A 16,048-nucleotide genomic window follows, 5' to 3' on the forward strand; every position below is an offset into this window, starting at 1 on the left:
CGTCAGTCGGCGAAGCGGCGGACGTAACGCTTCTGCCAGGGGGTTTCGACGGCCCGGGGATCGTAGTTGCGGCGTACGAAGTCCACTGCCTCGCCGGTCGGAACGCCGTCCAGAACAGCGAGACAGGCCAGCGCCGTCCCGGTCCGGCCACGGCCACCGGCGCAGGCGACCTCGACGCGTTCGGTGTCGGCCCGCGCCCAGGCCGCACGGAGCACCGCTTGGGCCTCGGGGTGACTGCTGGGCAGCCGGAAGTCGGGCCAGCGCAGCCACCGGGATTCCCAGGGGACCTCGGGTGGCTGCTTGCCGAGGAGATGGACGGCGAAGTCCGGTGTGGGGCCCTCCGGCAGCGGTCGGCTGAGCCCCCGGCCTCGGATCAGACGACCGGAAGGAAGCCTCAGGACTCCGGCGTCGGCAGCGTTCCAGGTAGCGGTCATGTCCACACCGTAGCGGTGCAGCCGATCAAGAGCGGGGCATCCAGCGGTAGTTGCTGCCACTCACTCCTGAGGACGGTCGGCGGCCGGTGCGCGCTCGGCGTATCAGGATCGGAGCGAGCCGAGCGGCAGCGCCGGTGTTTTGCGGCGCCTCCGACGCGCGCTCTGCCATTCGAGTGAGGGGGCGTCAAGGCGCTTGCAGGTGTGCTCACCCCAATGGATAACTGGTCACATTCCAATCCGGTGGGCTGCCCATTCCTCTCGGGGGAGTGGCAACTTGCCTGCCCTTATGCCCGATTGAGAGTGCAGGCGGCGATGCGGCCCTGGCATCCGCGGCAGGCGCCCTCCCACGCTTGAGGAAGTGCATTCACCACTTGGTTCCCCTTCGCGGGGACCGGCTGGTGCGGTAGCTCACGTCACCTCTTTCTGGGGGCGTCATGCGAACTGTCCGCACGTTGCGATCCCTCCTCGGGATCTGCGCGCTGACCCTGGGACTGACCGTGGCGATGGCCGCGGCTCCGACCAGGGCACACGCTCAGATTCCGGTCCTGTGCAGCGAGACCTCGCTGGTGAACGCGATCAACTCGGCCAATGCGGCCGGTGGGGACACCCTGGCACTCGTTCCGTTCTGCACCTACCAGCTCACCAGCGCTCACGGGATGTCGCCCCACGGGCCGGTGGGACTGCCGCCGATCACCACCCCGATCACCCTGATCGGTCTGGGAGTCACCATCACCCGCGCCTCCGGCGCGCCGGCCTTCCGGATTCTCCAGGTGGAGGGCGCCGCGAACGTGCCGGGCACCAAGGGCCAGTTGAGTGCGGTGGGTATTTCCCTCCGCGGCGGCAGCGCGGTGTCTCCGTATCCGGGAGGCGGGCTCTCGAACCTGGGCGGCACGGTCTCGATGCTCTCCAGTTCCGTCACCGGCAACACCGCCGTCGCCGGGGGCGGCATCTACAACGACAACGGCAGCATCACGCTGACCACCAGCTCCGTCACCGGTAACCAGGCCACCTCCAGCGGGGGCGGCATCTACGTCAACTCGGGTGGTGTGACGTTGCTGGGCACGGTGGTGCGCGACAACACCCCGGACAACTGTGCTCCGTCAGGCAGCGTAGTGGGCTGCACCTGACGGTCGGCCGAGGTCTCGGCCACCTGCTCCACCAGGCAATACCCCCCTCAACCGTCGATGGCGAAGACCGCCATCCGGTTTCGGTTGAGCACTCCCTCTCACACACCTTCACCGAAGGAGCACCAGCATGCCCATCTCTCCCAACCAGGGATCGACCGGCGGCGGGACCACGGTCGTCATCACCGGTACCAACCTCGGCGGCGCCACCGCCGTGAAGTTCGGCACGAAGAACGCCACCATCACCGCCAACACCCCCACCTCGGTCACCGTGACGTCGCCGTCCGGCAGCGGCACCGTGGGGGTGACGGTGACCACCCCGGGCGGAACCAGTAACCCGCTTCAGTTCTTCTACGTCGGCGCGCCGTTCAAGTCCTCTCTGTCGCCGGTGAGCGGCGTCACCGCGGGCGGCGACACCGTCACCATCAACGGCACCGGTCTGACCACCGCCACCGCGGTCAACTTCGGTGCCACCGCCGCCACCCCGACCGTGGTCAACGACGGCCAGCTGACCGTCACCGTGCCGGCGGGTGCGGCACCCGGACCGGTGAGTGTCTCGGTCACCACGGCCGGCGGCACCAACAACGGCCTGTCGTACACCTACATCGACGCGCCCACGATCGTCAGTCTGAACCCCACCGCCGGTCCGGCGAGCGGCGGTACGGTCGTGACCATCACCGGCACCAACCTCAGCACCACCCAGTCGGTCACCTTCGACGGCACCCTCGCGCCGTTCTCCGTCCTCAGCGACACCAGCCTGTCGGTCGTCACCCCGGCCGGAACCGCCGGTGCCGTTGATGTCACCGTGACCACCAGCGGTGGCAGCGCCACTGCCGCCGGCGGCTTCACCTACGTCGCCGGACCCGGCATCTGACCGGACCCTGAGCCGCCGATGTCCTGGTCCTGTGACCAGGCGGGGGCGGACAACCTGCCCGGACAGGGAGCACTGTCCCTGTCCGGGCCCTCTCTCCCTTCCCATGACGAGCCCCGGCCCGGTACCTCTCCTCGGGGGCCGGCCGGGGCTCACGCCCACGAAGGACCATGGCCGTGAATCGCTCCGCACACCCGCCCACCTTCTCCGCAGCGCCGTCCCTGGCGGCCACGCCCACCGTCACCTCCGTCTCTCCCACGTCCGGCTCGACCGCGGGTGGCACGGCGGTGACCGTGACCGGCACCGGCTTCACCGGCGCCACCGCCGTCCGCTTCGGCGCCACGCACGCGGCGTCCTTCGTCGTCAACTCCGACACCCAGATCACCGCCACCAGCCCGGTCGGCAGCGGGACGGTGCAGGTCACCGTGACCACCCCCAGCGGCACCAGCAACCAGTTCGTCACCTACAGCTATGTCACCGCCCCCGTACCGAGCCTCACTTCGGTGAGTCCGACTTCGGGGCCGGCGTCGGGTGGGACGGTGGTGACGTTGTCGGGTTCGGGGTTTTCGGGTGCGACGGCGGTGCGGTTCGGTGGGGTGTCGGCTGCGTTTACGGTGAATTCGAGTGCGCAGATCACGGCGACGGCGCCGGCGGGTTCGGGGACTGTCGCGGTGACGGTGACGACGCCCGGGGGGACGAGCAATGGTGTGTCGTTCACCTACGTCTCCACGCCTGCACCGGTCCTGACCTCGGTGAGTCCGACTTCGGGGCCGGCGTCGGGTGGGACGGTGGTGACGTTGTCGGGTTCGGGGTTTTCGGGTGCGACGGCGGTGCGGTTCGGTGGGGTGTCGGCTGCGTTTACGGTGAATTCGAGTGCGCAGATCACGGCGACGGCGCCGGCGGGTTCGGGGACCGTTGCGGTGACGGTGACGACGCCCGGGGGGACGAGCAATGGTGTGTCGTTCACCTACGTCTCCGCGTCCGTGCCGGTCCTGACCTCGGTCAGCCCCAACTCCGGCCCGGCCGCGGGCGGGACGACGGTCACGCTCACCGGCACGGGACTGACCACCACCACCGCGGTGCGTTTCGGCGCCACACCGGCGACGTCCTTCATCGTCGTCTCCGACACTCACGTCACCGCCGTTGCCCCTCCTGGCACCGGGACCGTACAGATCACCGCCACGACGCCCGGGGGCACCAGCAACGGCCTCTCCTACACCTACTCCGGGGCCCCCACACTGAGCAGCATCAGCCCCAACCAGGGGAGCACCTCGGGCGGGAACACCGTCACGCTCACCGGCACCAACCTCACCGGCGCCACCTCGGTCACCTTCGGTGGCACCCCGGCGACCTCCGTGACGGTGCTCTCCGCGACCCAGATCACCGCCGTGGTCCCGGCGGCCACCGCCGGGCCGGTCGATGTCACCGTCACCACCCCCGGCGGCGTGAGTACCCTCCCGAAGTCCTACTTCTACGTCAGCCCCCCGGTGCTCGCCGGTGTCACCCCGCCCTCGGGCCCGCTCTCGGGCGGCAACACCGTCACCCTCACCGGCACCAACCTCATCGAGGCCACCGCCGTGCGCTTCGGGGCCACACCGGCAACGTCCTTCACCGTCGTCTCCGACACCCAGATCACCGCCGTGGTCCCGGCCGGAGCCGCCGGCCTGTCGAGCGTCACCGTCACCACCGTGGGCGGGACCAGCAACCCGGTCTCCTACACCTACCTGGCGGCGCCCATCATCACGACGCTGGTGCCGGACCACGGATCCACCTCCGGCGGCACCACCGCCACCCTCACCGGCAGCAACTTCGCCCAGACGACCACGGTCCTCGTCGGCGGCGCCCCCACCGGCTTCACCGTCGTCTCCGACACCCATCTCGTCGCCGACATCCCCGCCGGCGCCCCCGGTCCGGTCGATGTCACCGTCACCAGCCCCGGCGGCACCAGCACACCGGCGGTCTACACCCGCTTCGGGTCCCCCAACATCTGATCCGCCGACACGTCTGGCAGCCCGTCTCCCGCGGGCTGCCAGACCCGGAGGCGCAGCGGTGCGCACTCTCCCCGTCGCCCCCTGGCTCACGGGAACCGACGACGCACCGCAAAGCAGATGCCGCGGCATCACCCGGTGACGTAATGTGCACTCCCGGAACGTGACACTTACTTCGGGAGGGCTTGATGATTCCGGAACTGGTCAGGACCTGGGTATCCGGCTGGGCCATATCGCGACACCGACCGACACCGGTGGCAAAGCCCTGGGGGCTCTATGTCGAGGTGGGCCGACCGGACCAGATAGGACGCCATGTCCTCCCGGACGCCTATGAGTTGACGGTGCGCGAGGCCGCCGCCTCGGTCGCCGTGCCGCACACCTGGCTCAAGGTGCCCAGGGAGCCGGCGGAGGTCGCACGCTGGCTCCCCGACGGCTGGGTGGTGGACGCGGACGAGGCAGGCCACCTGATGGCCACGGACCTCCGGGTCACGCGCCCGACGGCACCCGAGGGCTACACCGTGTCGGTGGAGACCCGCGACGGCGTCACGTACATCCAACTGCACGATATGGCAGGCGAGTTGGCCGCACAGGGCCAGATGGCCGTCCTCGGGGAGGCCACGGTCATCGACCGCGTCATCACCGAACAGGCCCATCGCCGCCGCGGACTGGGCGCCTTCGTGATGCGCACCCTCGCCGATCGCGCGGTGGCCGACGGCGCGACCCTCGGCGTGCTGGGCGCGACGGACGAAGGGCGTGCGCTGTACGAGACCCTGGACTGGAAGGCGTACGCGCCGCTGGCGGCGTGCATCTATCGGCCTGAGAACTTGTCACGCGATCTCGTCTAGGTGCCCCGTTGCAGCCGAAGCGTGATCGAACGGGGGGCAGGCACCAAGAGGACCCGGGGGCCTCCACCAGTGCATCGAAGTTCGGAACAGGTGAGGCTGAACTGGCCGTCGCTGAACCGAACTTGGAGGATCTCGTGGCCATCCCAGCAGCATTCTCATCGCGTAGCAGAACCTCATATCGCGGCGTTCTCCGGGCGCACGTGGCAGCCGTCTGCTGTGGTCTGCTGCTGAGCGGGGCCGCCGCCACCGCTGCGGCTGCGCCCGCTGGTCACGCCCAGGCCCAGTCACAGGCGCAGGTCGAGGAGCGCGGCCGGGGCACACTGCTCTCCGCGGAGAAGCTGTACACGCTCGCGACCCCGCACGCGGTGGCCGCCGAGCTGGGCGCGGCCGGGTTCGAGGACGACGCCGTCCGCTACGGCGTGGTGGCGTACCGGCTGGTCTACCGGACCATCGATCCGCACGGACGGCCCACTACGGCGAGTGGGCTCTTCGCGCTGCCGCTCAACCGAGAGGGACGGCTACGCGCGGTCTCCTTCGCGCACGGCACCGGCAGCCACAAAAACGACTCGCCGTCCATGAAGCGCGGCGCGTTCGTGTCCGCGCCGGTGATCGCGCACGCGGCGGCCGGCGCTGTGGGGGTCGCGCCCGACTATCTGGGAATGGGCAAGGGACCCGGTTTGCACCCCTGGATGGACATCGGCTCCGAGACCACGGCGTCCCTGGACATGCTCCGGGCGGCCCGCGCCTTCGCACCCCGCACCGGACATGTGCTGGAGCGCGAGGTCATGGTCACCGGCTTCTCGCAGGGCGCCTCGGCGGCGCTGGGGCTCGGCCGGGCTCTGGAGGCGGGTGCGGACCACTGGTTCAGGCTGGGTGCGCTGGCACCGGTCAGCGGCGCGTATGACTTCGGCGGCACGTGGCTGTCCGCGCTACTCGACGGCAGGCTGGAGCCCAAGTCCAGTGTGCTGTACGCGGCGTACACCCTGGTGGCGTTCAACCGGCTCCACCACGTCTACGACAGCCCTGGCGAGGTCTTCCGAGCTCCTTATGACAGCACCGTCGAGGCGCTCTTCGACGGCGCCCACACGGGGGAGCAGCTGATGCGGGGCACCCCGGGCACCCTGGACGAGCTGTTGACCGAGCACGGTCGCGCGCTGCTCGCGCATCCGACGGGGCCGCTGGCGGCGGCGCTGCGCACCACCGGTGCCGTATGCAGCGACTGGGCCCCCGGCGCGCCGGTGCGCCTGTACATGGCGACCGGGGACGAGCAGGCTGTCACCGCCAACACCGAGCACTGCCAGCAGGCTCTGCACAAGAACGGAGTGGACGCCCCGGTCGTCGATCTCGGCGCTGTCGAGTACAAGGGATCCCGTCACTTGGGGTCCAATGTCGCGGCCACGTCGGCGATCGTGCGCTGGTTCGGCGAGTGGCGCCAGCGGTGACTGGAGCGTGGGAGCCGTAGGCCGGCGGCAACTGCGAAACGATCGGGCGTCCGCAAACAACAAAGGCAAGGAGGTAGACCACTCCTTGCCACTCTTAATGTATAGCGCATGGGGGGCCTTGCGGCAAGGCCCCCGTGGTGCGTCAGAATCTGCGCTCGAAGCCAGAACCTGCGGAAATCCGGGATGCACGAAGTGTGTGCTGTGGGTCCCCGGAATGCGTGGAGTGGCTGGCCGGAATTCCTTCTCGGTGAACGGGCGTTTTTGATGATTGACGTGATCGTGGTCGGCGGCGGACCGACCGGCCTGATGCTGGCCGGCGAGTTGCGGCTGCACGGGGTGCAGGTGGTCGTGCTGGAGAAGCTGGCCGAGCCGACCGAGCAGTCCCGCGGGCGCGGCCTGCATGCGCGCAGCGTCGAGCTGATGGACCAGCGCGGCCTGCTGGACCGGTTCCTCGCGGCGAGTGAGAAGTTCCAGGTCGGCGGCCTCTTCGGCGGCATCATGAAGCCGTGGCCGGACCGGCTGGACACGGCGCACCCGTACGGCCTCGCCACCCCGCAGCCGGTCACCGAGCGGCTGCTCAACGAGCGTGCCCTCGAAGTCGGTGCCGAGATCCGGCGCGGCTGTGAAGTGGTGGGGCTGAGCCAGGACGAGGACGGGGTGACCGTCGAGCTGGCGGACGGTACGCAGCTGCGGGCGCGGTATCTCGTCGGGTGTGACGGCGGCCGCAGTGCGGTGCGCAAGCTGCTCGGCGTCGATTTCCCCGGCGAGCCCGCCAAGGTCGAGACGATGCTGGGCGATATGGAGGCGACCGAGGATCCGGCGACGATTGCCGCCGTCGTCGAGGAAATCCGTAAGACCCAGCTTCGGTTCGGAGCCGTTCCCGACGTGGACGGGAAGAAGGGGGTGTACCGCATCATCGTGCCCGCCGACGGTGTGGCCGAGGACCGTACGACCCAGCCGACCCTGGAGGAGTTCAAGCAGCAGTTGCGGGCGGTCGCGGGCACTGACTTCGGGGTGCATTCGCCGCGCTGGCTGTCCCGGTTCGGTGACGCCACCCGGCAGGCCGAGCGCTACCGGGTCGGCCGGGCGATGCTGGCCGGCGATGCGGCGCACATCCACCCGCCGACCGGCGGTCAGGGGCTCAACCTCGGCGTCCAGGACGCGTTCAACCTCGGCTGGAAGCTGGCCGCCGCGGTCAACGGCTGGGCACCGGAAGGGCTGTTGGACAGCTATCACGCCGAACGGCACCCGGTGGGCGCCGCCGTGCTGGACAACACCCGCGCGCAGATCACACTGCTGGGCACCGACCCGGGGGCGACCGCGCTGCGGGAGCTCTTCGGGAAGCTGATGGACTTCGAGGAGGTGAACCGGTACGTGACCGGGATGATCACCGCGGTCGGAGTCCGCTACGACTTCGGCGAGGGTCACGACCTGCTCGGCCGGCGGATGCGGGACGTGGCGCTGAAGCGGGGCCGCCTCTACGAGCTGATGCACGGTGGCCGCGGACTGCTGCTCGACCAGACCGGCCGGCTCTCGGTGACGGGCTGGGCGGATCGCGTCGACCACGTCGTCGACATCAGCGAGGAACTGGACGTGCCCGCAGTGCTGTTGCGGCCGGACGGGCATGTGGCGTGGGCCGGTGAGGACCAGCAGGAGCTGCTGAGCCAGCTGCCCACGTGGTTCGGCGCGCCCGTCAGCTGAGCGGGGAGTCGGGCTCGGACTCAACGCGGTGTGGAGGCACGGCGCTTCGGGTTCCATCCCGTCGAGCGTGTGCTGGGGACGATGGTCCGGCCGCTGCGGCCGGACTGAGCTTGTTCCGCTTTGACGGACACCATCGGTGTGGTGGTCAGGCTGCGAGTGCGGTCTCGTATTCGGCGGGACTGCGGTAGCCGAGGCTGCTGTGTAGTCGGTGCAAGTTGTACCAGCCCTCGATGAAGTCGAAGATCGCAGTGCGGGCGGTGGCCCGGCTGGGCCAGGAACCCGTGTCGAGCAACTCCCGCTTGATGGTGGCGAAGAACGACTCGGCGAGCGCGTTGTCCCAGCACTGCCCGGTGCGGCCGACGGACAGGCGGACGCCGAACTCCGTTGCCAGGGTGGCGAATTGCTGACTCGTGTACTGACATCCACGATCCGAGTGGAAGATCACTGGCCGGGTGGGACGACGCTGGCGGCAGGCGGATGTGAGAGCGTCCGCGACCAGTTCGGTCCGCAGGTGGTCGGCGGTGGACCAGCCGACGACGCGGCGGGAGGCGATGTCGATGACGGTGGCCAGATAGAGCCAGCCCTCCTCGGTGGCAACGTAGGTGATGTCACCGCACCAGCGTGTGTCGACGCCGTCCGGGTCGGGGGCGAAGTCCCGGACGACGAGGTCGGGCCGGGACGTGGCCCGCGGGTCGGGGATCGTCGTCAGCTGCCGTCGTCTGCGGTGCCGGCCCTGCAGCCCGGCGTTGCGCATCAGTCTGGCGATGCGGCGTCGGCCGCAGTCCTCGCCCTGTCGTTGCAGGGCGGCGTGGACTCGCGGGGCTCCGTAGGTCCCGCGGGACCGCTCGTGAACTTCGGCGATCTTCTCGGTCAGCTCGGCATCGCGGACCGCCCGCGGACCGGTCCTGCCACTGCGGCGGGCGTAGAAGGCGGCTCGGGAGACCTGCAGCAGTTCACACGCGCGCTTGACGTTGTGACCGTCTCGCTTCTCCGCCTCGATGAACGGGTGCACCGTCACCGGGTCTCCTTCGCGAAGAAAGCCGTCGCCCGCTTGAGGACCTCCACGTCCTCCCGCAACCGGCGGTTCTCCCGCCGCAGCGCGGCCAACTCCTCACGTTCGCTGCTGGTCAGCCCATCGCGCTCGCCCGCGTCGACCTCGGCCTGGCTGACCCACAGCCGCACCGCGGTCTCGGTCAGGTCGAAGTCCTTGGCGACCTGACCGACCGAGCGGTCACCACGCCGGCACAGCTCGACGATCTCGGCCTTGAACTCCGACGTGAACGAACGGCGAGGCCGAGGCTTCTTCTTCCCCATGCTCTCCATGATGGACATCCTCCCGGGGCAGAACCCCTGATCTCAGATGTCCGTCAAAGCGCATCAAGCCCAGGACCATCCGTCCTGGATGAGGCTGAGACCCGTTCCCCCGCTCGGGGGAGCGACTCGGCGCCTTGGCCACCTCAGAGGATGAGTGATCGTCAGCCCCGGGCTCGATGCCCCGGAGCGCCGGTCCATGGAAGCGTGCCTCCCGATCACCTCTTCCTTCGCATGAGGAGAACCGGGCCATGTCCGAACGCACCATCCCCCTTCCAGGGAACGCAGTCGCTGAAGTTCCGCCCCCGCCCCGATGGGCCGTCCGAGCTGCTTATGCCTCGGCGCTCTCCGCGACCGCCGGGTTCATCCCGCTCCACGCGATCTGGGCGCTCGGTATTCCCCTCTGGGCGGACAGCCAAAAGTTCCGGGAGTGGTACGCGGTCGGCGGCGGCCCGTACCTATTCGTGCTCAGCGGCCTGGCCCTGCTGGCGGGCATCCTGGCGTTGAGCTTGGTCCGGCCGTGGGGCCTGGTGTTCCCGAGCTGGACTCCGTTACTGGCCGGGCGCAGAGTTCCGCGCCGGACGCTGACCGCCACGGCCTTCGCCGTCTCGGCCTTCCTCCTCCTGTACACCGTCTGGGCCGCTTCACAGACGATCAACGACTTCAACGACGACGGCATTTTCAGCCCCTGGATCGTCGTCTACGGAATCCCGCAATTCCTGGTGTGGGGCATCGGCCTGTCCATCGCCGCACACTCCTACCGCCACCGCACATCACCCGGGCACTAAGGTCCGACCGGGCATGAGCGTAGCCAGCGGCGAAGGGCTGCGCCGTGAAGGCGCGAACGCAGCAGCAGCCCCCGCCGCCGACTCCCGCCTCTCACTCCCCGGCCGCGCACCGCCAGAAGTCCCGCATCAGGGCTGGCGCCGTCGGTCCGGCCAGTTCCAGCTGGCTGAGCAGGATGGTGACGGTGCCGGTGGACGCGCTGAGATGCCCTGCCGTTCCGCTGCCGCCGATCCAGCCGTAGCGTCCCGGTACGTTCCAGGGGTCGATCACCTCGATGTCCACCGAGCCGCCGAAACCCCAGCCCTGGCCCTCCAGGAATACCCGGCCGGCCTCGCGCTTGGCGGGAGTCAGCTGGTCGGTGGTCATCTGCCGCACCGAGACGGGCGACAACAATGGGCGGCCGTCGACGGTCCCTTCGGCGAGCAGCATCCGGGCGAAGGCGTACCAGTCGTCGGCGGTCGAGACCAGGCCCCCGGCGCCCGACGGGAACGCCGGCCGGCGACTCCACTGCCCGTCGGGGGCGTCGACCAGCTCCAGGCCGCCCGCCGGGTCGGCCCGGTAGTAGCTGGTGAACCGGTCGAGCTTGCCGGGCGGCACCTCGAAACCGGTGTCCACCATGCCGAGCGGCTCGAACAGCCGCTCCGCCAGGAACTCGGGCAGCGGACTGCCGGAGACCCTGGCGATCAGCACTCCCTGAATGTCGGACGAGGTGTTGTACAGCCAGCCCTCGCCCGGCTGGTGCAGCAGCGGAATACGGGACAGTGTCGCCATCCAGGCGTCCGGCTCCGCGACGTGCTGCGGTTGCGGCGGGCCCTGTTTCAGATCGCTGAGCAGCGGTGCGACAGCAGGCAACGAGAAGTCGGACGGAAAGCCGTGTCCGGCGCGGGAGGTGAGCAGATCGAGCACGGTGACCGGTCTGGCGGCGGGGACCACCTCGTCCACCGGCCCGTCCGGCGTGCGGACGACTGAGGGCGACGCCAGCTCCGGCAGCCAGTGCCCGACCGGGTCCTCCAACGCGATCCGGCCCTCCTCGACCAGCATCATGACCGCCGCGGCGATGAGGGGTTTGGTAAGCGAGGCGATCCGGAAGATCGATTCCCTGGTCATGGGGGCCGTGCCGTCGATATCCACCGACCCGACGGCCTGCACCTCGGTCCGGTCGCCGCGAGCCACCAGGCCCACCGCCCCGGGTACCGTCCCGTCGCTGATGTGTTTCTCCAGGGTGTCGTGCAGGTTGGTCATGTGTGCCCACCTTCCCGAGTGTGCGGTCGGAAACAAGACTCCCGCCCCGGCGCGGAATCATCGGTCTGAAGCGGCCGAGCCCGACCCGATCGGCCGACATCCACCCTCGCCGGACAATCCGAGCATTGACATGCCTCCGGGCCGCCTCGAAGATCGGCGCAGGGCCCAAGGGCGGCAACCGTGCCGCTCTCCGCACCGGACGGAACCGTCCGCCGGGAAGCGGGGAGCACCGGGCAGGTGTCGACCCGTCACGTCCGAAAGGAGCCCGATCTCATGTCCGTACCGCTTTCCGCCGGACCCCAAGTACTGTCTCAGCTCCGCGAGTTGGGTGCCGAGACCATCGCGCACCCCGGCGGCACTCTTCTCGCTCACCTTCGCCGCGTACAGCAACAGCTCGCCGCCTGGGGCGCCCGCCCCGCCGTGCAACTGGCGGGCCTGTGCCACGCGTTCTACGGCACGGACGGCTTTCCCACGTCCCTCCTGCCGCTCGACCGGCGCGCGGAGCTGGCGGCGGTGATCGGCGCCGAGGCCGAGGCGCTCGTGTACTTCTACGCCGCGTGCGACCGGCGTTCCTCCTACGCCACCCTCGCGGACCCCGATGCCGCCTACCGGGACCGTTTCACCGGCCGCACCTTCACACCGGACCTCGGCCTGCGACGCGACTTCGCCGAGCTGTCGGCCGCGAACGAACTCGATATCGCCCGTTTCGCCCCCGCCTTCCGGGAAGCCTCCGGCGCCGACCTGCTCACCCTGTTCACCCGCCTACGACCACTCTTGAGCCGGTCGGCCTGGACGGACTGCCATACGGAGCTCACCACCGCGCCGCTCCCCGGCGGAGCCGCACCCCGACCGTGGACCGTGGCGGTGCTGGGCCCGGGCGGGGTCGGTGGTCTCCTCGCCGCCCTGCTGTCCCGCGCGGGACACCGAGTGATCTGTGTGGCGGGGGACGCTACGACCCGGGTCCTGCGCCAGGACGGCATCCGCGTCCGCAGCGGCCAGTTCGGCGACTTCACCGCGACGGTCGAGGCGGACACCGAGCTGCGGGAGCCCGTCGATCTGTGCCTGATCGCCGTCAAGCACACCGCTCTGGAGTCGGCGCTGGAGCGGATCCCGCCCGGCGTTCCGGGGGAGGGCGTGGTGGTGCCGCTGCTCAACGGCATCGAGCATCCGGCCGTGCTGCGCGAGCGCTACGGCGCGGAGCGTGTCGCACCGGGCATCATCCGGGTCGAGTCGACCCGCACCGCACCCGGCACCATCGAGCACGGCAGCCCGTTCACGGAGATCGAGCTGTCCGGAGCGCACGAGCGCCTCGCCCCGCTGGCCGCGCTGCTGGAGGACGCCGGGGTCCGCACGCGGGTGGTAGAGGACGAGACCGCCGCGCTCTGGGCCAAGCTGGCCTTCCTGGCCCCTTTCGCCCTGCTCACCACCCGATACGGCCGCACCATTGGCGAGGTGCGAACCGAGCGGCGCGAGGAACTGGTGGCCCTCGTCGAGGAAGCCGCCGCCGTGAGCAGCGCCTGCGGCGCGCCTACCGATGCGACGAAGGCCCTGGCCCTGTACGACGCGTTCCCGGCCGGCAGCAAGTCGTCCATGCAGCGCGATGCGGAGGCCGGGCGGCCGCTGGAGCTCGATGCGATCGGCGGGGCCTTGCTGCGCGCGGCCGAGCGGCACGGCGTACCCGTGCCGGTGGCCGTCCGGCTGATGACCGAGCTGAGTGCCGGCTGAGCGCTCTTTCAAAAGGGCAGGCCGGGGGCCGACGGCCGCACCGGTGTGGGACTATTCGGCCGCGGTGCGCGAGCGGCGGAGAGCCGGCGCCGCTCGTGCCGGGTCCGCGCAGGAGGAGAGCCGGTGCGGAGGAGCCGTGTCGGACGGGGGAACAGAGTGTTCGCGATATCGCTGGGTGATGAGGGTGCCGAGCTGCGGCCGCTGGAGCCGTGGCATGCCGGGGAGTACCTCGCGCATATGGACCGTGGCCGCGAGTACATCGGCCGGTATGTCTCACTGCCGGACCGCACCACCGACCTCGCGTCCACCATGGCGTTCCTTCAGACGTATGCGGACAAGGCGGCTGCCGACACCGGTCGTCTCTACGGCATCTGGAGTGACGGGGTACTCGTCGGCGGTGTCCTGTTCGTGGCGTTCGACGTCACCTCCGGCACCTGCGAGGTCGGCTGCTGGCTGGAGGAGTCGGCGGTCGGGCGCGGTCTGATCACCCGCGCGATCCGGGTACTCATCGACTGGGCCGTCGAGCAGCGTGGGATGCACCGTGTGGAGTGGATCGCATCCTCGGCCAACACCCCCAGCCTCAATGTCGCCAAGCGGCTCGGCATGGTGCGTGAAGGAGTGCAGCGGGAGAGCTATCCGCACCGCGGCGTACGCCACGACATGGAGGTCTGGTCGGTCCTGGCTCCCGAATGGCGCCGCCAGCGGGAGACCACAGGCTGACGTCGGCCGGGGCCGGGCCGGGCCGGTGCCGGGGCCGGTCTCATGGGTTCACCCGCGGCTTGAGGGTTGTCTGCCCCTCGGCCCGGCACCGTACGGCGGATCCGGCCCGAAGTCTCCGGGCTCGCTTCAATGGAACGCTGGAAGTCATGAATGCCGACAACAGCGAACTCCCAGGCCCACGGCCTGACTTGGAGCCCCTCGACAACATCGGGGATGCCGACCGCCGTCGAAACCCCGCACACGATGATCACGCTGACGGAGACGATCACGTACCTCCCGATCCGGCCCCCGCCCCGCCCCGCTGGCGGGAGCTGTTCGGCCCGGAGCATCGGGGCGCCGCGGTCGTGTTGGCCGCCGGTGTGCTCGTCGGCGCGGTCAATATCTATCTGGCGTCGAGCATGCTGCCCACCGCGGTGGCCGAGATCGGCGGTGAGAGCTTCTACGCGTGGAACATGACGCTCTACCTCGTCGCCATGGTGATCGCGACGATGCTCGTCAGCCGGTTCCTCGCACGCTGGGGGAACGCCGGTGCCTATCTCATCGGGTTCGCCCTGTTCATGGTGGGCTCACTGGCTTGTGCGGTGAGTCCGACGATGCCGGTGTTGCTGGCGGGCCGCTGCCTTCAGGGCCTCGGCGCCGGGTTGTTGTCCGGACTCGGGTTCGCGGTCATCCGCTCGGCCCTGCCGCGGCGGCTCTGGACCCGTGGCAATGCGCTGATGTCGGCGATGTACGGCGTCGGAAACTTCGCCGGTCCCGCGCTCGGCGGCCTGTTCGCCCAATTCGGCTCGTGGCGCCTGGCGTTCGTCCTGATGGCGGGGATCACGGCGGTGTGCGGCGCGGCCGTGCCCCGTGTGCTGCCCCGAGGGGAACGTGGCCATGCGGCGGCTCCCGTACCGGTGGTGTCCCTGGCGCTGGTCATGGCCGCCACGGCGGCCGTCAGCGTGTCCGGAATCCTGCCCGACACCATGGCGAGGGCGGCGGGCGTCGCGATGGCGCTGCTGCTGGTCGTCGGATTCGTCGCCCATGAGCGGCGCAGTGCGCGACGGGTCTTCCCCGGCGCGACATACCGGGCGGGTTCGGCGCTGAAGTGGGTCTACCTGACGCTCGGGCTGCTGTCCTTCGGCGTCGCTGTCGAGTCGTTCGTCCCACTGTTCGGCCAACGCCTCGCCGGGCTGCCCCCACTCGCGGCCGGGTTCTTCGGGGCGGCGGTTTCCCTCGGCTGGTCACTGACCCAGATCGCCGGCTCATCGGCGGTCCGGGAGCACACCGTACGCCGACTGCGCACCACCGGCCCGGTGTTGCTCGCCCTCGGCTTCCTCGTCCAGGGGCTGCTCCAGCGCGAGCACGCGTCGATCTGGTGGGTGGTCATCTGGGTGCCGGTGTTGTGCGTCGCCGGATCGGGCATCGGGCTCGCCTACCCGCACCTGTCCGTGGCCGCGATGTCGGCCGCCACCGACCCGGAGGAGGGACGGCAGGCGGCCGCCGCGATCGCCACCGTGACGACGATGTCCACCGCGTTCGGCACGGCGGTCGCGGGTGTCCTGGTCAGCCTGGGCGGCCCGTCGATGCTCGGCTCGGCACGATGGGTGCTCTTCGGCTTCGCCGTCCTCTGCGCCATCGGAATCTTCACGGCGCGGGCCGCGGATCGGACGAGCCGCCCGAGGCGGTCAGTGGCGGTCGAAGACAGGCCGGTGGTCACCCAGATCTTCCAGTAGTGAGGGTGCCGCTTCCCGTGAAGTGTGGCGTTCCCGCCGTGCGGTGCCGAAGGCGGTAGATGTGCGATATGCCTGCGCCCGCCGCCCTGATACGCAATTATGTGGCCAGCGCGCGCCGGACCTCGGATCGGCCACGGAGAGGTG

14 protein-coding genes and 1 pseudogene are annotated in these 16,048 nt (G+C 70.0%); 11 read left to right on the forward strand and 4 right to left on the reverse strand.

Annotated elements, in window-relative coordinates; translation table 11 throughout:
- Positions 1 to 2: 2 nt before the first annotated feature.
- Positions 3 to 434 (reverse strand): protein-tyrosine phosphatase family protein, encoded by a 432-nt coding sequence (locus QT196_RS38025; protein WP_168483245.1) that lies wholly within the window; start codon positions 432 to 434, stop codon positions 3 to 5.
- Positions 435 to 886: 452 nt separating this feature from the next.
- On the opposite strand from QT196_RS38025, the gene QT196_RS38030 reads away from it, so the two are divergent.
- The 6 genes from QT196_RS38030 to rox all read left to right on the forward strand — a co-directional run bounded on the left by QT196_RS38030 (position 887) and on the right by rox (position 8,405).
- A complete protein-coding gene (locus QT196_RS38030) occupies positions 887 to 1,561 on the forward strand; it encodes a hypothetical protein (protein ID WP_290356570.1) in 675 nt (224 codons plus the stop codon).
- Positions 1,562 to 1,688: 127 nt separating this feature from the next.
- Positions 1,689 to 2,432 carry an IPT/TIG domain-containing protein gene (locus QT196_RS38035; RefSeq protein WP_290356571.1) on the forward strand — a complete coding sequence of 248 codons (744 nt, stop codon included), beginning with the start codon at positions 1,689 to 1,691 and terminating at the stop codon, positions 2,430 to 2,432.
- Between the two features lie 167 nt (positions 2,433 to 2,599).
- A complete protein-coding gene (locus QT196_RS38040) occupies positions 2,600 to 4,420 on the forward strand; it encodes an IPT/TIG domain-containing protein (RefSeq protein WP_168483249.1) in 1,821 nt (606 codons plus the stop codon).
- Positions 4,421 to 4,671: 251 nt separating this feature from the next.
- Entirely contained in the window at positions 4,672 to 5,262 is a 591-nt protein-coding gene (locus QT196_RS38045; RefSeq protein ID WP_356948495.1) for a GNAT family N-acetyltransferase, read from the forward strand.
- Between the two features lie 200 nt (positions 5,263 to 5,462).
- The gene (locus QT196_RS38050) at positions 5,463 to 6,704 is read left to right on the forward strand and encodes a lipase (RefSeq protein ID WP_266737073.1); all 1,242 of its coding nucleotides are present in this window, start codon (positions 5,463 to 5,465) and stop codon (positions 6,702 to 6,704) included.
- 264 nt (positions 6,705 to 6,968) lie between these two features.
- Positions 6,969 to 8,405, forward strand: a complete 1,437-nt coding sequence (rox, locus tag QT196_RS38055) for a rifampin monooxygenase (RefSeq protein WP_290356573.1) — start codon at positions 6,969 to 6,971, stop codon at positions 8,403 to 8,405.
- A 145-nt stretch (positions 8,406 to 8,550) separates the two neighbouring features.
- On the opposite strand, the gene QT196_RS38060 is transcribed toward rox, so the two are convergent.
- Positions 8,551 to 9,423: an IS3 family transposase gene (locus QT196_RS38060; RefSeq protein WP_168478147.1), complete on the reverse strand. Its 873-nt coding sequence runs from the start codon at positions 9,421 to 9,423 to the stop codon at positions 8,551 to 8,553.
- Entirely contained in the window at positions 9,420 to 9,728 is a 309-nt protein-coding gene (locus QT196_RS38065) for a transposase (RefSeq protein WP_168477819.1), read from the reverse strand. Before QT196_RS38065 ends, QT196_RS38060 begins: the two co-directional genes overlap by 4 nt.
- 239 nt (positions 9,729 to 9,967) lie before the next feature.
- On the opposite strand from QT196_RS38065, the gene QT196_RS38070 reads away from it, so the two are divergent.
- The gene (locus tag QT196_RS38070) at positions 9,968 to 10,504 is read left to right on the forward strand and encodes a hypothetical protein (protein ID WP_168483257.1); all 537 of its coding nucleotides are present in this window, start codon (positions 9,968 to 9,970) and stop codon (positions 10,502 to 10,504) included.
- 91 nt (positions 10,505 to 10,595) lie between these two features.
- Here QT196_RS38070 and QT196_RS38075 read toward each other — a convergent pair whose 3' ends face one another.
- A complete protein-coding gene (locus QT196_RS38075; RefSeq protein ID WP_290356574.1) occupies positions 10,596 to 11,744 on the reverse strand; it encodes a serine hydrolase domain-containing protein in 1,149 nt (382 codons plus the stop codon).
- 273 nt (positions 11,745 to 12,017) lie between these two features.
- Between QT196_RS38075 and QT196_RS38080 the strand changes: the two are divergent.
- The 4 genes and pseudogenes from QT196_RS38080 to QT196_RS38095 all read left to right on the forward strand — a co-directional run.
- Positions 12,018 to 12,545: pseudogene (locus QT196_RS38080) on the forward strand (DUF6817 domain-containing protein); the annotation flags it as partial.
- A gap of 57 nt (positions 12,546 to 12,602) precedes the next feature.
- A complete protein-coding gene (locus QT196_RS38085) occupies positions 12,603 to 13,469 on the forward strand; it encodes a 2-dehydropantoate 2-reductase (protein WP_248001716.1) in 867 nt (288 codons plus the stop codon).
- 156 nt (positions 13,470 to 13,625) lie between these two features.
- Positions 13,626 to 14,189 carry a GNAT family protein gene (locus tag QT196_RS38090; protein ID WP_168483264.1) on the forward strand — a complete coding sequence of 188 codons (564 nt, stop codon included), beginning with the start codon at positions 13,626 to 13,628 and terminating at the stop codon, positions 14,187 to 14,189.
- Between the two features lie 146 nt (positions 14,190 to 14,335).
- Positions 14,336 to 15,904: an MFS transporter gene (locus QT196_RS38095; RefSeq protein WP_290356575.1), complete on the forward strand. Its 1,569-nt coding sequence runs from the start codon at positions 14,336 to 14,338 to the stop codon at positions 15,902 to 15,904.
- Positions 15,905 to 16,048 lie beyond the last annotated feature (144 nt).

The sequence above is a fragment of the Streptomyces sp. P9-2B-2 genome (genome assembly GCF_030406865.1).
GTDB classification, from domain to species: Bacteria; Actinomycetota; Actinomycetes; order Streptomycetales; family Streptomycetaceae; genus Streptomyces; species Streptomyces platensis.